At 55.8% G+C, this 13,834-nt stretch carries 16 protein-coding genes and 1 pseudogene; 2 read left to right on the plus strand and 15 right to left on the minus strand.

What is annotated here, in order from left to right:
- Position 1: 1 nt before the first annotated feature.
- The 6 genes from IM295_RS18765 to dnaB all read right to left on the minus strand — a co-directional run bounded on the left by IM295_RS18765 (position 2) and on the right by dnaB (position 5,630).
- Entirely contained in the window at positions 2-355 is a 354-nt protein-coding gene (locus IM295_RS18765) for an MmcQ/YjbR family DNA-binding protein (protein ID WP_028015174.1), read from the minus strand.
- Positions 356-357: 2 nt separating this feature from the next.
- On the minus strand, positions 358-774 hold the full coding sequence (locus IM295_RS18770; RefSeq protein WP_041911536.1) for a secondary thiamine-phosphate synthase enzyme YjbQ: 417 nt from the start codon (positions 772-774) through the stop codon (positions 358-360).
- 112 nt (positions 775-886) lie between these two features.
- A complete protein-coding gene (gene aphA, locus IM295_RS18775; protein WP_047366859.1) occupies positions 887-1,600 on the minus strand; it encodes an acid phosphatase AphA in 714 nt (237 codons plus the stop codon).
- Positions 1,601-1,818: 218 nt separating this feature from the next.
- On the minus strand, positions 1,819-3,012 hold the full coding sequence (gene tyrB / locus IM295_RS18780; protein ID WP_045260940.1) for an aromatic amino acid transaminase: 1,194 nt from the start codon (positions 3,010-3,012) through the stop codon (positions 1,819-1,821).
- 109 nt (positions 3,013-3,121) lie between these two features.
- Positions 3,122-4,201, minus strand: coding sequence for an alanine racemase (alr, locus tag IM295_RS18785; RefSeq protein ID WP_136344139.1), 1,080 nt, complete (start codon positions 4,199-4,201; stop codon positions 3,122-3,124).
- A gap of 16 nt (positions 4,202-4,217) precedes the next feature.
- Positions 4,218-5,630 (minus strand): replicative DNA helicase, encoded by a 1,413-nt coding sequence (gene dnaB / locus IM295_RS18790; protein ID WP_008503375.1) that lies wholly within the window; start codon positions 5,628-5,630, stop codon positions 4,218-4,220.
- 66 nt (positions 5,631-5,696) lie between these two features.
- Between dnaB and IM295_RS18795 the strand changes: the two genes are divergently transcribed.
- On the plus strand, positions 5,697-6,680 hold the full coding sequence (locus tag IM295_RS18795; RefSeq protein WP_063437700.1) for a quinone oxidoreductase: 984 nt from the start codon (positions 5,697-5,699) through the stop codon (positions 6,678-6,680).
- Between the two features lie 184 nt (positions 6,681-6,864).
- Here the strand turns inward: IM295_RS18795 and pspG are convergent, their stop codons facing one another.
- From pspG to IM295_RS18815, 4 genes are all read right to left on the minus strand, one after another.
- Positions 6,865-7,107 carry an envelope stress response protein PspG gene (gene pspG, locus IM295_RS18800; protein WP_028015168.1) on the minus strand — a complete coding sequence of 81 codons (243 nt, stop codon included), beginning with the start codon at positions 7,105-7,107 and terminating at the stop codon, positions 6,865-6,867.
- Between the two features lie 135 nt (positions 7,108-7,242).
- Complete coding sequence (gene dusA / locus IM295_RS18805; RefSeq protein WP_136344138.1) at positions 7,243-8,238, minus strand: tRNA dihydrouridine(20/20a) synthase DusA; 996 nt, start codon at positions 8,236-8,238, stop codon at positions 7,243-7,245.
- An 82-nt stretch (positions 8,239-8,320) separates the two neighbouring features.
- Positions 8,321-9,580, minus strand: coding sequence for a conjugal transfer protein TraF (gene traF / locus IM295_RS18810; protein ID WP_153657273.1), 1,260 nt, complete (start codon positions 9,578-9,580; stop codon positions 8,321-8,323).
- Positions 9,581-9,805: 225 nt separating this feature from the next.
- The gene (locus IM295_RS18815; RefSeq protein WP_045260944.1) at positions 9,806-10,294 is read right to left on the minus strand and encodes a cupin domain-containing protein; all 489 of its coding nucleotides are present in this window, start codon (positions 10,292-10,294) and stop codon (positions 9,806-9,808) included.
- A 115-nt stretch (positions 10,295-10,409) separates the two neighbouring features.
- Between IM295_RS18815 and zur the strand changes: the two genes are divergently transcribed.
- Positions 10,410-10,922, plus strand: coding sequence for a zinc uptake transcriptional repressor Zur (gene zur / locus IM295_RS18820; RefSeq protein ID WP_028015164.1), 513 nt, complete (start codon positions 10,410-10,412; stop codon positions 10,920-10,922).
- A 48-nt stretch (positions 10,923-10,970) separates the two neighbouring features.
- Here zur and IM295_RS18825 read toward each other — a convergent pair whose 3' ends face one another.
- The 5 genes and pseudogenes from IM295_RS18825 to IM295_RS18840 form a co-directional block, all read right to left on the minus strand.
- The gene (locus IM295_RS18825; RefSeq protein WP_014882139.1) at positions 10,971-11,180 is read right to left on the minus strand and encodes a CsbD family protein; all 210 of its coding nucleotides are present in this window, start codon (positions 11,178-11,180) and stop codon (positions 10,971-10,973) included.
- 49 nt (positions 11,181-11,229) lie between these two features.
- A pseudogene (locus IM295_RS23305) lies at positions 11,230-11,304 on the minus strand (hypothetical protein); the annotation flags it as partial.
- Positions 11,301-12,638, minus strand: a complete 1,338-nt coding sequence (dinF, locus tag IM295_RS18830) for an MATE family efflux transporter DinF (RefSeq protein ID WP_193067168.1) — start codon at positions 12,636-12,638, stop codon at positions 11,301-11,303. The pseudogene IM295_RS23305 and the gene dinF, both read right to left, overlap by 4 nt.
- Positions 12,639-12,701: 63 nt before the next feature.
- A complete protein-coding gene (gene lexA / locus IM295_RS18835) occupies positions 12,702-13,310 on the minus strand; it encodes a transcriptional repressor LexA (protein ID WP_028015162.1) in 609 nt (202 codons plus the stop codon).
- Between the two features lie 108 nt (positions 13,311-13,418).
- Positions 13,419-13,787 (minus strand): diacylglycerol kinase, encoded by a 369-nt coding sequence (locus tag IM295_RS18840; RefSeq protein WP_049137653.1) that lies wholly within the window; start codon positions 13,785-13,787, stop codon positions 13,419-13,421.
- Positions 13,788-13,834 lie beyond the last annotated feature (47 nt).

The raw sequence follows: 13,834 nt of genomic DNA on the forward strand, positions 1-13,834 counted from the left end.
GTTACACGGAGAGCTGCTGTCGGGTCGCTTCCGGCAGCAGCTCAACCGCCTGCTTGTAGGACGCATCCACCAGATAGTAAATTTGTGAGCCGGGCAGCGAGCCGTCCAGATAAACGGTACTCCAGTGCGCCTTATTGAGGTGCTGGCTCGGCCTCACATCATCATGCTGCTGACGTAATAGATCCGCCAGTTCCGGGCTGGTTTTCAGCGACGCCGCCGGGCGCCCTTCAACCTCTTTCACCATCGCAAACAGCACGTCTCCCACTTTGATCTGCGTGGCTTTCCAGTCGCTGTGAACGCTTTGTTCCGCGCCAGGCTTGCTCATGCAGTACTGAAGTATCTCCGAAATTGTCATCTTTATTCCCCTTGTAGCGTTGCGATAATTTTACGCGAACCACCGTGAATGCGATGTTCTCCCAGCCAGATCCCTTGCCACGTTCCCAGCATTAGCCGCCCGTTATGAACCGGCAGCATCAGCGATACGCCCAGCAGAGAAGATTTGATATGCGAAGGCATGTCATCTGCGCCTTCATAATCGTGCTCGTAGGGGGCGTTGTCCGGAACCGTCTTCAGGAAATGGTGTTCCATATCAGACCGGACGGTAGGGTCGCAATTTTCATTAAGCGTGAGGGAGGCTGACGTGTGTTGAAGCAGCAGATGCAGTAAACCCGTTTTGACGCGCGACAGGTCGCGGAGTTGCCCGATGACTTCGTCCGTCACAAGGTGAAACCCGCGGGGTTTAGCGCTTAAGGTCAGGGTCTGTTGATACCACATGAGCTGCTCCGTTCTGAAAGATGAATCTTTCTAAGTGTGCAGCAAGAAGGCGAAAGGTAAAACCCGCAGCGGCGGATTTGTTCAAAAAAGAATCAAACCCGCCGCTCTAGAACTAATACTCGGAGTTAACAATCACCTCCTCGCCAAACTTGCCTGCCATCGGCAGCGGTCGATAGGTCGAGTTAGAGGCACGCAGCACCCGGATCGCTCTGGCCCCCACATCCTGCGCCGCGGTAATGTCGTTATCCGAATCACCGTAGAACACTTTGATGTTTTTCTGCTCCAGCCACTGGGTTTTGGTGTTTTGTCCCTCTTTATCACCGGCAAAAATGACCGGATTCATGCTGGCCGCCGGGATCTGAAAATCGTCCTGCAGGGTTTTGGAGACGGTCTCCGTTTTGGTCTGGCTACGGCCGGTGACAAAGTAAATGCTGTCGCCGCGCTTAACGTGCATGGCGATCAGCGCGCGGGCCACCTCTTTCGGAATGCTGAACTCATCCCAGCCGTTATTCATTTTTTCCCAGAACTCCGGGTTCTTCAGATACGCTTCGCTGTCAGGAGAATACGTTTTCTTGCCACGCCAGAAGCCAGGGCTTGAGAACAGCACGGTATCGTCAATGTCGAAGCCCACGGCCATTGGCGGGCGGCCCACCAGGCTGTTTTCGATTTGGGCCACGGAAACCCAGTGAATGGGTGCCTGCTCGGCAAGGATGGCGGCGGTGGTGCCGGTGTAAAGCGGCGTCGGTGCGGAAGCTCGCGCGACGACGGCGCTATTAAGCGAGAACAATAAGCAGGCGGCGCTGAGCGCCAGTGTGATCTTGCGCATATTTTCCCCTGAATATTCAGTTTGTTATCTTTATATTTTGAGTGGATGGTCAAAAATCTATCCGACCATAACCCCGGAGGGAGGGGAAGGAAAGGAGTTTTTACTTATAAAGATGAATAAAAAGAAGACGATCACAAAGTGCCGGGGGACGTGTTTATGCGGTCTGATGCCCTCACCCCAGCCCTCTCCCACGGGGAGAGGGCTGGGTTAGTGAGCATTTACATTACAGCAGCAAACGCCTGCGCCACGCGCTGGACGTTGCCGGCATTCAGGCCCGCCACGCACATACGGCCGCTGGCGATCAGGTAGACGCCGAACTCGTCACGCAGGCGATCGACCTGTGCCGCGCTCAGTCCGGTATAGCTGAACATCCCGCGCTGCTTGAGCAGATAGTCGAAGTTATGCCCCGGCACCGCCTCTTTCAGCACGTTAACAAGTTCCTGACGCATCGACAGAATGCGCTTGCGCATCGCTTCCACTTCCGCAAGCCAGGTGGCTTTCAGCTGTTCGTCTCCCAGAACGGTCGCCACCACCTGCGCACCAAAGTTCGGCGGGCTGGAGTAAATACGGCGGACCGTCGCTTTCAGTTGGCCGAGAACGCGCCCCGCGGCTTCGGCGTCTTCACACACCACGGACAGACCGCCAACGCGCTCGCCGTAGAGAGAGAAGATTTTTGAGAAGGAGTTGCTGACCAGCGCTGGCAGCCCGGCGCTGGCAACGGCGCGGATGGCGTAAGCATCTTCTTCCATGCCCGCGCCAAAGCCCTGATAGGCGATGTCGAGGAACGGGATCAGGTTACGTGCCTTCAGCACCTCGATCACCGCATCCCACTGGGCATTGGTGAGGTCCGCACCCGTTGGGTTATGGCAGCATGGGTGCAGCAGCACGATGCTGCGCGCCGGCAGGGTGTTCAGTTTTTCCAGCAGCGCTTCGACGCGCACGCCATTGGTTTCGCTGTCGAACCACGGATAGGTCTCGACCTTAAAGCCCGCGCCTTCAAAGATGGCCACGTGGTTTTCCCACGTCGGGTCGCTGACCCACACGCCGGAATCCGGGAAATATTTTTTCAGGAAATCAGCGCCTACCTTCAGCGCACCCGAGCCGCCCAGCGTCTGGATAGTCGCCACGCGCTTTTGCGCGAGCACCGCGTGGTCCGCACCAAACAGCAGCGGCGCAATCGTATTACGGTAGGTGTTTAACCCTTCCATCGGCAAATAAAGCGAAGCACCGTGCGGGGTTGCGTTAAGACGTGCTTCGGCTTCGGCAACGGCTTTCAGTTGAGGAATGATGCCGTCCTCGTTGTAATAAAGACCAATGCTGAGGTTCACTTTATCGCTGCGAGGATCTTCTTTGAAACGCTCCATCAAGGAGAGAATAGGGTCGCCGGCGTAGGCGTCTACTTTCTGAAACACGCGATGTTCTCCGGATTATTATGAGGCAGGGTTTTCAACAATAAACCGGAAGCGGAATAAGATCGAGGGGATGTTAACAGAAGCGGGATGCATCGCATCCCGTTAAAGCTCAGTCGATGTATTTCATCGCCACCCGCGACGTCAGACGCGTAATAAGTTCGTAAGCACTCACTTTTGTAATCTCAGCAATGCGTTCAACGGGCAGACCTTCACCCCACATCACCGCATCGTCGCCCGCTTTATCCTGCGCGCCGGGCCCAAGATCCACGCAAATCATGTCCATCGCCACGCGGCCGACAATGTTCACTTCACGACCATTGACCAGCACCGGCGTGCCCGTTGGTGCCGCGCGCGGATAGCCGTCGCCGTAGCCCATCGCCACCACGCCAAGCCGCGTGTCGCGCTCGCTGGTCCAGGTACCTCCGTAACCCACCGGCTCGCCCGCTTTGTGCTCCCGCACGGCAATCAGCTTTGATACCAGCGACATCACCGGCTTAAAGCCTAAGTCCGGCCCCCAGGGTTTATTCTCAAGCGGGGAAACGCCATACAGGATAATCCCCGGACGCGCCCAGTCGAAGTGGGATTGCGGCCACAGCAGAATGCCGCCGGATGCCGCAATGGAGCGCATTCCCGGCTTGCCTTCGCAGAAGGTGTTGAAGATATCAAGCTGCTGCTCGGTTGCGCCGCATTCGGGCTCATCGGCACGGGCAAAGTGGCTGACGATATTGACCGGCTGACGCACATTTTTGCACTGGCACAAACGCTGATAAAACGCCTCCGCGTTTTCCGGACGCACGCCCAGCCTGTGCATGCCCGTGTCGAGCTTCATCCAGACGGTGACCGGCTCGCTCAGTTCAGCCGTTTCCAGCGCGGCCAGTTGTTCTTCGTTGTGTACCGCCGTGTGCAGCTGCTGGTCTGCAATGGTCGGCAGATCCGAGGCTTCAAAAAAGCCTTCGAGGAGCAGAATCGGTTGCGTAATGCCGCCTGCGCGCAGGCGGAGAGCTTCTTCGAGACGGGCGACGCCAAAGGCGTCGGCATCGGGGAGCGTTCGCGCGGTCTCAAGAAGACCGTGTCCGTAAGCGTTCGCTTTCACGATTGCAACGAGCCTGCTGGCGGGCGCCAGTTCACGCAGACGTTGCAGGTTGTGTCGCAGAGCGCGGCGGTTAATCACAACAGTTGCCGCTTGCATTTGAATTCCTTAGAAATTACTCATCATCATATTGAGGACCGGCATAGTTGTCGAAACGCGACCACTGGCCGTTAAAGGTCAGACGTACCGTACCGATGGGGCCGTTACGTTGCTTACCAATAATAATTTCGGCGATCCCTTTCAGGTCGCTGTTCTCGTGATAGACCTCATCACGGTAGATGAACATGATTAAGTCGGCATCCTGCTCAATGGAGCCGGATTCACGCAGGTCGGAGTTGACCGGGCGTTTGTCTGCACGCTGTTCCAGGGAGCGGTTAAGCTGCGACAGCGCCACTACCGGCACGTGCAGCTCTTTAGCTAACGCCTTGAGCGAGCGGGAAATCTCTGCAATTTCCAGCGTACGGTTGTCTGAGAGCGACGGGACGCGCATCAGCTGAAGGTAGTCGATCATGATAAGGCCGATGCCGCCGTGTTCGCGGGCGATGCGGCGCGCGCGGGAGCGCACTTCCGTCGGCGTCAGGCCGGAGGAGTCATCGATATAGATGTTCCGTTTTTCCAGCAGAATGCCCATGGTGCCGGAGATGCGCGCCCAGTCCTCGTCGTCGAGCTGGCCGGTACGGATGCGGGTCTGATCCACGCGCGACAGGGATGCCAGAGAACGCATCATAATCTGCTCCGAGGGCATTTCAAGGCTGAAAATAAGCACCGGCTTATCCTGCAACATCGCCGCATTTTCGACGAGGTTCATCGCAAATGTTGTTTTACCCATCGACGGACGCGCCGCGACGATAATTAAATCCGACGGCTGTAAACCGGCAGTTTTTTTGTTCAGATCGTCATAGCCTGTGTTCACCCCGGTCACACCGTCGTGCGGCTGCTGGAAAAGCTGCTCTATACGCGCAACGGTGGCGTCGAGCACGTCGGCGATGTTTTTCGGGCCTTCATCTTTGTTGGCACGGCTTTCGGCGATTTTAAAGACGCGGGACTCGGCAAGGTCGAGCAGGTCTTCGCTGGTGCGGCCCTGCGGGTCGAATCCGGCTTCGGCGATTTCGTTCGCTACCGAGATCATCTCGCGGACGACGGCACGTTCGCGCACGATGTCGGCGTAAGCGCTGATGTTAGCCGCACTTGGCGTGTTTTTTGACAGTTCTGCCAGGTAGGCAAAGCCGCCGACGCTGTCCAGCTGCCCCTGACGCTCCAGCGATTCCGCGAGCGTGATCAGGTCAATCGGGCTGCCGGACTCCTGTAGGCGCGCCATTTCGGTAAAGATATGGCGGTGCGGACGGGTGTAGAAATCTTCAGACACTACGCGCTCGGCGACGTCGTCCCAGCGTTCGTTATCCAGCATTAAACCGCCCAACACCGACTGTTCCGCTTCAATCGAGTGCGGCGGGACTTTTAACCCTGCGACCTGGAAATCACGCTCGCGAGGTTCAGTCTGTTTGTTGAAGGGTTTGTTTCCTGCCATAGTGAATGGAGTTACCGAGATAAAGAGTGGGTCGAAAGATTACCATATTTTTCTTACGGAGGGAGCATGGCAACGCGCATTGAGTTCCAGAAACACGGCGGTCCTGAAGTGCTGAAAGCGGTGGAGTTCACCCCCACCGCGCCTGGCGAAAACGAAGTGCAGGTTGAAAACAAAGCCATCGGCATAAACTACATCGATACTTATATTCGCGGCGGGCTCTACCCGCCTCCGTCAATGCCGAGCGGCCTGGGCACTGAGGCGGCCGGCATCGTCAGCAAAGTGGGCAGTGCGGTTAAGCACATCAAAGAAGGCGATCGTGTGGTATACGCACAGTCTGCCCTGGGCGCTTACAGCTCCATCCACAACGTCCCGGCGGACAAAGCCGCCCTGCTGCCGAACGCCATCACCTTTGAGCAGGCGGCCGCCTCATTCCTGAAAGGGCTGACGGTCTATTACCTGCTGCGCAAAACCTACGAAATTAAGCCCGATGAGCAGTTCCTGTTCCATGCTGCCGCCGGTGGCGTGGGGCTGATTGCCTGCCAGTGGGCGAAAGCTTTAGGCGCGAAGCTGATCGGCACCACAGGCAGTGCGCAAAAAGCCCAGCGTGCGCTGGACGCGGGCGCATGGCAGGTGATCAACTACCGGGAAGAGAGCATCGTCGAGCGGCTAAAAGAGATCACCGGCGGCAAAAAAGTACGCGTCGTGTATGACTCGGTGGGGAAAGACACCTGGGAAGCGTCGCTGGACTGCCTGCAGCGTCGCGGGCTGATGGTGAGCTTTGGTAACGCCTCAGGCGCTGTCACCGGCGTCAATCTCGGTATTCTGAATCAGAAAGGGTCGCTGTACGTGACGCGCCCTTCTTTGCAGGGTTACATCACCAACCGGGAAGAACTGGAGGAAGCCAGCAACGAGCTGTTCTCGCTAATAGCCAGCGGCGTGATTAAGGTGGATGTGGCGGATGCGCAGAAATACCCGCTAACCGATGCGCAGCGTGCGCATGAGGTGCTGGAAAGCCGGGCGACGCAGGGTTCAAGTCTGCTAATCCCCTGACCCCCAAAAAGAAATTGGGCTTCCCGTGGGAAGCCCTTTCTTTTTTTAGTTCGGCTGTATGTAGGGTACAGCTCGATGAATTCTGTAGCGGCAGCCATAGTGACAGATTCGATAAGTAAATCCTATTCTGTTCTAAGCCATGCTGCCGGAAAAGTTACAAGTATGTGACGAACCCCTCAATACCTTAGTAACGGAAGCGGTTATTGCGCTGATAAGTCGGCAGTTTTGGCGCTTTAATCGCCCGTATTACCCACACCACGGCGATAGCCAGCAGCAGCCACGGCAGCAGTTTGATCGTCAGGGCAAATAATCCGCCGATAAACATAACTACCGTGGCCACAACGAGCGCGGCCAGAATGCCGAGCAGCGACACGCCCGTGACCATCAGCATGACAAAAAAGCCAATCACAAAAAGTAGTTCAAGCATGGTGCTCTCCCACGAGTTCCCGAATGATGCTGCAATCATTACAAGAATCATGCCAAAGCTAACCTATTGTTCTTAAAGCAAAAAGCCCCGCGAGGATCCGCAGGGCGTGGTGAATTTGACGATCTTTTAGCGAAATTATCGCTTATCCGCCACCAGCCGCAGCGCATGTTCCAGCACCTCAATATCGGCACCGGCTTTATGCGCGTTCTCACTGAGGTAGCGACGCCACTGGCGCGCGCCCGGAATACCCTGGAACAGGCCAAGCATATGGCGGGTGATGTGGCCTAGATAGGTGCCATTGCTCAACTCGCGCTCAATGTAAGGGTACATGGCACGCACGACGGTAACCGGATCGGTGTCTGCGCCTGCAACGCCAAAGATTTCGCGATCGACCGTCGCCAGAATGCCCGGATTTTGATACGCCTCGCGCCCGACCATCACGCCATCCATATGCTCAAGGTGCGCTTTCGCCTCTTCCAGCGACTTAATACCGCCGTTGATTGACATCGTCAGGTGCGGGAAATCACGTTTCAGCTGGTACACGCGCGGGTAGTCCAGCGGCGGGATCTCACGGTTCTCTTTCGGGCTAAGGCCTGAAAGCCAGGCTTTGCGGGCGTGGATGATAAACATCTCACACTCGCCTTTCCCTGACACCGTATTGATGAAATCGCACAGGAATTCGTAGCTGTCCTGGTCGTCAATGCCGATACGGGTTTTGACCGTCACCGGAATGGAGACCACATCGCGCATCGCTTTGATGCAGTCCGCCACCAGCTGTGCGTTACCCATCAGACAGGCGCCGAACATGCCGTTTTGCACGCGGTCGGAAGGGCAGCCAACGTTCAGGTTGATCTCGTCGTAGCCGCGTTCTTCCGCCAGCTTTGCACACTGGGCCAGCGCGACCGGATCGCTGCCCCCCAGCTGCAGCGCAACCGGATGCTCTTCTTCACTGTATGCCAGGTAGTCGCCCTTACCGTGAATAATTGCGCCCGTGGTCACCATTTCGGTGTACAGCAGCGTATGGCGGGAGAGCTGGCGCAGGAAATAGCGGCAGTGTCTGTCCGTCCAGTCGAGCATTGGCGCAATAGAGAAACGGTGTGCAGGAAAAGCGGTCTGGAGTTCTGACGACATGGCGAAGTTTTAAGCATCTGGTGGAAAAGGGGCGCTACTATAGCACAAAGAAAAGCCGGAGGCGCAGCGCCTCCGGTGTACTTTAGAACGTCATGCTCAGCTGAGCCCCTGCGCCCCAGGTTTCGTCCTCGCCATACAGACCCATCAGGTCAACATGAACGGTATTAAACGGCGCGAAACCGACACCGCCGGTAAAGACGTTGCTGTCGTTCCCTTTCATATCCGCACGATAACCGGCACGCACCGCCAGCCAGCTCAGCGGAGTCACTTCAGCACCGACCCCAACATACTGCGACGTATCTTCGCTCTTAAATCCTTTGGTTTCGGTCAGATCGCCATCGGCGGTCAGGGTCACCAGATCGTTGTGCCAGGCAGCACCCGCGGTCACTAGCGGACGGATCTGGTAGGTGTCTTTATAGCTCACCACTTCCCCCGTACGCCCGTTGCGGATGCGGATATCTTTGGTGTCGATATCGCGCGACATCAGGTTTTGCCCGCTCACGCCGACCGTCCAGTTTTCGCCAAAATCAGCGGCAATACCGGCATCGACGTTAAAGCCGGTATCGTCTGTACGGTAGCGGCTATCGTTCCACTTATTACTGTCGTAATCGTAGATCGAGGTGGTGTAGTTATAGATCCAGCTTTTTTGCAGTTTTGGCGTCACGCCCACGGAAACCGGAACGCCGCCAAGGTCAAACTGACGGGCAACGGCAATACCGTAGTCGGAGATAATCGCCGCCCGACCGGACGCCGTTGAGTTGAGGTTTTTAGTGATCTGGTCCGTGCCGTTCAGCGCAGCGTCCAGGGCAACGCCGGCAGCCACCAGATTGCTTCTTTGAATACCGCGCAGATAATCAATATCCTGCTGGTCGATAGACGAACTTACCCGGCCATGGGCGTACCCTTTCGCCATAAAGGCCACGGAAAGCACATCGTTAGGGATACTCACGGCAAGGCCTGCTCCTGCCGTCGCGCGAGCGGTTTTGCCCTTGAGATAGTCCAGCTCATCGGCCAGATCTTTGGCCGCGCCCTGGAACTGGTTGATGGAGCCTAACGGATTAGTAATAACCTCGATTGGCGTAAGGTTATCAACCACATCCTTATAGTGATTGATTTTGTCGTTGATGGTATCAATCTCATCCTGAAGATTGTCCTCATCCGTTACCTGCACCCCAACGGATGGCAAAATAACCGTCACGTCATCGTCCGGTTTTGCCTTTGCCAGCAGCGCGGGGTTAATTAACGCCCCGCTACCATAATTGCCCGAAGCAACGCCGGTGCCCCCCATCGCGTCGCTACGTGATTCTGTCCAGGTATTGGCTGCTCCCGCCTGATTTGCCATAAACAAGGAGACAGCGATGCTAACCACCGAAAATTTAAAATGTTTTTTCACAGTATGCCCGTCTTATAGTCTGTTATGAAATAACCCCTGTCTGTTATCCCCCAAACAGGCGCGAACTATTGCTGTGAATAAAGATAAAAAGACCCGCTAATTCATTCCCTAAGTAAAACTTCCTTACGGCCTGTTGTAATTTGTGACGGCCCTCAATATTTATAGAAGAGGAAATTATTTTTTCCCAGGTTTTCCATCGTGCGGCCCAAAAAACTGTGGCGGATGGTCTACCCAGCGATCTTCCCGCGTGGCGGCATAAACCGGGTTAAGCGGATAGTAGATGCGGTTGTGCTTCTTGTTGGCCTCCCCCACCACCAGCAACCGCACCTCTTCTTCCGTGTTGTTGATAAAGGTGTGGCACACCCCCGTTCCGGCGGGAAAGCCCACGCTGTCTCCGGGTTCGAGTTTCCACAAATAGCCATTAATCCAGGCTTCAGGATAGCCCTCAAGCACGTAGATAAACTCTTCTTCGTCACTTTCCGCATGGGGATAGGACGTCCGACGCCCCGGCGGTAAACGTTCATGATGAATGCCTATACGCCTGAGGCCCAGGCTGCGCGCCAGCGGCGATCCGATGGAAAAAAGCTCGTTACTGTCGGGGTAGGTGGCGTCATCTGGCCCTTCTACGTCGCGCCAGTGCTTGATACAGTCTGGTTTTTTCATTGTTACATTCCCGGTTTGCGATGCGTCAGGTATAGCACAGCCTGGCGGATATCGGTGTTTTTGCCAGAACATGATAAAGTGAGGGTTTTATCTCCCAGAACATCCGAGGTGCTAAATGGATAAGTCCACAAAAGAGCTGTTAGCGCAGGCCGAAAAGCTGTGCGCGCAACGCAATGTGCGCCTGACCCCGCAGCGCCTTGAAGTCTTGCGCCTGATGAGCCTGCAACAGGGGGCGATCAGCGCCTACGATCTACTCGACCTGCTCCGCGAAAGCGAGCCGCAGGCTAAACCGCCCACGGTGTATCGCGCGCTGGATTTCCTGCTGGAACAAGGGTTTGTGCATAAAGTCGAATCCACAAACAGCTATGTCCTGTGCCATCTTTTCGATCAGCCAACGCATACATCGGCCATGTTTATCTGCGATCGTTGCGGCGTAGTGAAAGAAGAGGGAGCGGAAGGCGTAGAGGACATTATGCACACGCTGGCGGCAAAAATGGGTTTTGCCCTGCGTCATAACGTGATTGAAGCGCACGGGCTGTGTTCTGCATGCGTTGAGGTGGAAGCCTGTCGACATCAGGATGCGTGTCAGCACGACCACTCAATTCTGATAAAGAAAAAGCCGCGTTAGCAGCAATAGAAAGGCGGCTCTTAAGCCGCCTCTGTGGGTTATTCAGCGCTACCAGCGGTAGTCGTTACGGGTTTCCCAGTCTTTGACTTCGTTTTCCGCCTGATCTTTCGCGTAGCCGTAACGTTCCTGAATTTTACCGACAAGCTGATCGCGCTTGCCTTCAATGACGGTCATATCGTCATCAGTCAGCTTACCCCACTGTTCTTTCGCTTTACCTTTGAACTGCTTCCAGTTGCCGCCGATTTCGTCTTTATTCATCATCGTGTCCTCTTAGTTAAGCGTCGGGTCGTAACGTCCGTTACGTTCTTTTCTGCTGGACGTGATAATAATTGTAGCTAAGGATTCGGCAGTTGATTTCATATTCGGAATCTTTAACCGTCACGATATATCGTGACGGGAAGGAAGCCAGGTATTATTTTGCCAGTGGCGATGCCAGATAAAGGCAAGGGAGAGGCCGCGCAGGGAGAGAAAGACCGCAAGCGCCAGCCACAAACCGTGATTACCCAGCCACGGAAGCGTCAGCAGCGTCAAACCAAACCCCGCCGCCGCAACCGCCATACTGTTGCGCATTTCCGCTCCGCGCGTCGCACCGATAAACATGCCGTCCAGCAGATAACACCACACTCCCACCACCGGCAAGATCACCTGCCAGACGATGTAGTGGTCCGCCAGTTCGCGTAAAGCCGGGATCGAAGTGAGTAATGCAATAATGTCACGGCCAAAACAGGCATAAATCAGTGCAAACGCCAGCGCGACCAGTCCCGCTTGTCGACAGGCTGCCCGCCAGACATCCCTAAGCTGGCCACTTTCCCGCGCGCCGTACGCCTGCCCGGAATGCGCCTCAACGGCGTAGGCGAAGCCGTCCAGCGCGTAGGCGGTAAACGTCAGCAATGTCATCAGGACCGCATTCACCGCGACGATCTCAGGCCCAAGACGGGCACCAAAAACCGTCAATGCGCCAAAACAGAGTTGTAGCAGAAGCGAGCGCAGCATGATGTCACGGTTGAGCGCCAGCAGTTTACGGATATTGCCGCGCCATGCGGTTTTCAGCATTACGAGGGATATCCCGCGCAGGGCCAGCACGCGCCAGACCATCCACAGCCCAATGAGTAAGGTTCCGTATTCGGCAATCGCCGTCGCCAGTGCCGCCCCGCGCACGTCCATATGCAGGCCCATCACCAGCCAGAGATCGAGCACAATGTTGAGAAGGTTTCCCACGACCAGCAAAATCACTGGCGCACGGGCGTATTGCATACCCAGTAACCAACCCAGCAGAACCAGGTTTGCCAGCGAAGCGGGCGCGCTGAGCCAGCGGATTTCCAGGAAGCGACGCGCCTGCTCCAGTACCGCCTCGCTGCCACCAACAACATGGAGCGCAAGGTCTATCAGGGGCGTGCGCAGTAAAACAATGAGTACCCCCGCGCCAAGCGCCAGGATCAGCGGCTGCACCAGCGCACGCGCCAGACGTAACGGATCTTTCGCACCATACGCCTGTGCCGTGAGCCCGGTAGTACTCATACGCAAAAAGAGCAGCAGCATAAACAGGAAGCTGGTTGCCGTCGCGCCAATCGCCACGCCGCCAAGATAAACAGGGGAATCGAGATGACCAATAACGGCCGTATCGACCAGACCCAGCAAGGGCACGGTGATATTGGAGAAAATCATCGGCAGGGCAAGACGCCACAATGCCTTATCAGATGCCGTCAGCAGTGACATGAGAGATACCGGGAAGGGTAAATGAAGCAGGCTACAGCGGAAGCGTAGCCTGTCAGGAAGAGATTACAGCCATTCGCCGTTACGAATCACGCCAACAGCCAGACCTTCAATAGAGAAGCTCTGTTCGCGGAGGTCGACCACAATCGGGGTGAACTCGTTGTTTTCGGGCAACAGCTGAACAGTGTTACCCTGTTTTTTCAGGCGCTTAACGGTCACTTCGTCATCAATGCGCGCAACCACCACCTGGCCGTTTCGCACATCCTGCGTTTTGTGAACGGCCAGAAGGTCGCCATCAAGAATGCCGATGTCTTTCATCGACATCCCGCTAACGCGCAGCAGAAAATCAGCGCTCGGCTTGAACATACCAGGATCGACCTGGTAGTGACCTTCAATATGCTGTTGTGCCAGCAGCGGTTCACCTGCAGCAACGCGGCCTATCAGCGGAATGCCCGTCTCTTCTTCCACCAGCAGGCGGATACCACGCGACGCGCCTGACACAATCTCAATCACACCCTTACGCGCCAGCGCTTTCAGGTGTTCCTCGGCAGCATTCGGAGAACGGAAACCCAGACGCTGCGCGATTTCCGCACGCGTGGGTGGCATACCCGTCTGGCCGATATGATCCCGAATGAGATCAAACACCTCTTGCTGCCTGGTCGTTAATGCTTTCATTCCGCCCCCTGGGTGTATATACAGTTATGCTGTGAGTATATACAGTCAAAGGCGATTTTGGAACCAAAAACTGCACAAAAAACCAGGGACTTAATTATTCCTCGAGCATCATCGGAAATGTGACCAAAGCAGCGTGACCCAGGTAATGGCTGCGGTGATAATCGCCAGCAGGACAGCGGCGGAGCCCATATCTTTCGCACGGCCAGAGAGCTCGTGAAATTCAGAACCGATCCGGTCGACCACGGCCTCAATAGCGCTATTGAGAATTTCCACTATCATCACCAGAAGTACGGAACCGATGAGAAGCACGCGGGTAATGGCATCTACATCAAGGAAACAGGCGATGATAACCGCGACGATAGCGGCGACACCTTCCTGGCGAAAAGCAGCTTCATTGACCCACGCGGCACGGAAACCTTTCCATGAATAGCCGGCGGCTTTGATGATACGCGTCAACCCAGTGGTATTATTGGCCATTAAAAGAACCTTTTTTAAAAAAGAGCGTCAGTAACAGGAGCTGCAGC

It is taken from the genome of Enterobacter cloacae complex sp. P14RS, assembly GCF_014895895.1.
GTDB classification, from domain to species: Bacteria; Pseudomonadota; Gammaproteobacteria; order Enterobacterales; family Enterobacteriaceae; genus Enterobacter; species Enterobacter bugandensis.

Coding starts and splice junctions, on each gene's coding strand:
- IM295_RS18765 (WP_028015174.1), bottom strand. CDS start 355: ATGACAATTTCGGAGATACTTCAGTACTGCATGAGCAAGCCTGGCGCG.
- IM295_RS18770 (WP_041911536.1), bottom strand. CDS start 774: ATGTGGTATCAACAGACCCTGACCTTAAGCGCTAAACCCCGCGGGTTT.
- aphA (WP_047366859.1), bottom strand. CDS start 1,600: ATGCGCAAGATCACACTGGCGCTCAGCGCCGCCTGCTTATTGTTCTCG.
- alr (WP_136344139.1), bottom strand. CDS start 4,201: ATGCAAGCGGCAACTGTTGTGATTAACCGCCGCGCTCTGCGACACAAC.
- dnaB (WP_008503375.1), bottom strand. CDS start 5,630: ATGGCAGGAAACAAACCCTTCAACAAACAGACTGAACCTCGCGAGCGT.
- IM295_RS18795 (WP_063437700.1), top strand. CDS start 5,697: ATGGCAACGCGCATTGAGTTCCAGAAACACGGCGGTCCTGAAGTGCTG.
- pspG (WP_028015168.1), bottom strand. CDS start 7,107: ATGCTTGAACTACTTTTTGTGATTGGCTTTTTTGTCATGCTGATGGTC.
- dusA (WP_136344138.1), bottom strand. CDS start 8,238: ATGTCGTCAGAACTCCAGACCGCTTTTCCTGCACACCGTTTCTCTATT.
- traF (WP_153657273.1), bottom strand. CDS start 9,580: ATGGCAAATCAGGCGGGAGCAGCCAATACCTGGACAGAATCACGTAGC.
- IM295_RS18815 (WP_045260944.1), bottom strand. CDS start 10,294: ATGAAAAAACCAGACTGTATCAAGCACTGGCGCGACGTAGAAGGGCCA.
- zur (WP_028015164.1), top strand. CDS start 10,410: ATGGATAAGTCCACAAAAGAGCTGTTAGCGCAGGCCGAAAAGCTGTGC.
- IM295_RS18825 (WP_014882139.1), bottom strand. CDS start 11,180: ATGAATAAAGACGAAATCGGCGGCAACTGGAAGCAGTTCAAAGGTAAA.
- dinF (WP_193067168.1), bottom strand. CDS start 12,638: ATGTCACTGCTGACGGCATCTGATAAGGCATTGTGGCGTCTTGCCCTG.
- lexA (WP_028015162.1), bottom strand. CDS start 13,310: ATGAAAGCATTAACGACCAGGCAGCAAGAGGTGTTTGATCTCATTCGG.
- IM295_RS18840 (WP_049137653.1), bottom strand. CDS start 13,787: ATGGCCAATAATACCACTGGGTTGACGCGTATCATCAAAGCCGCCGGC.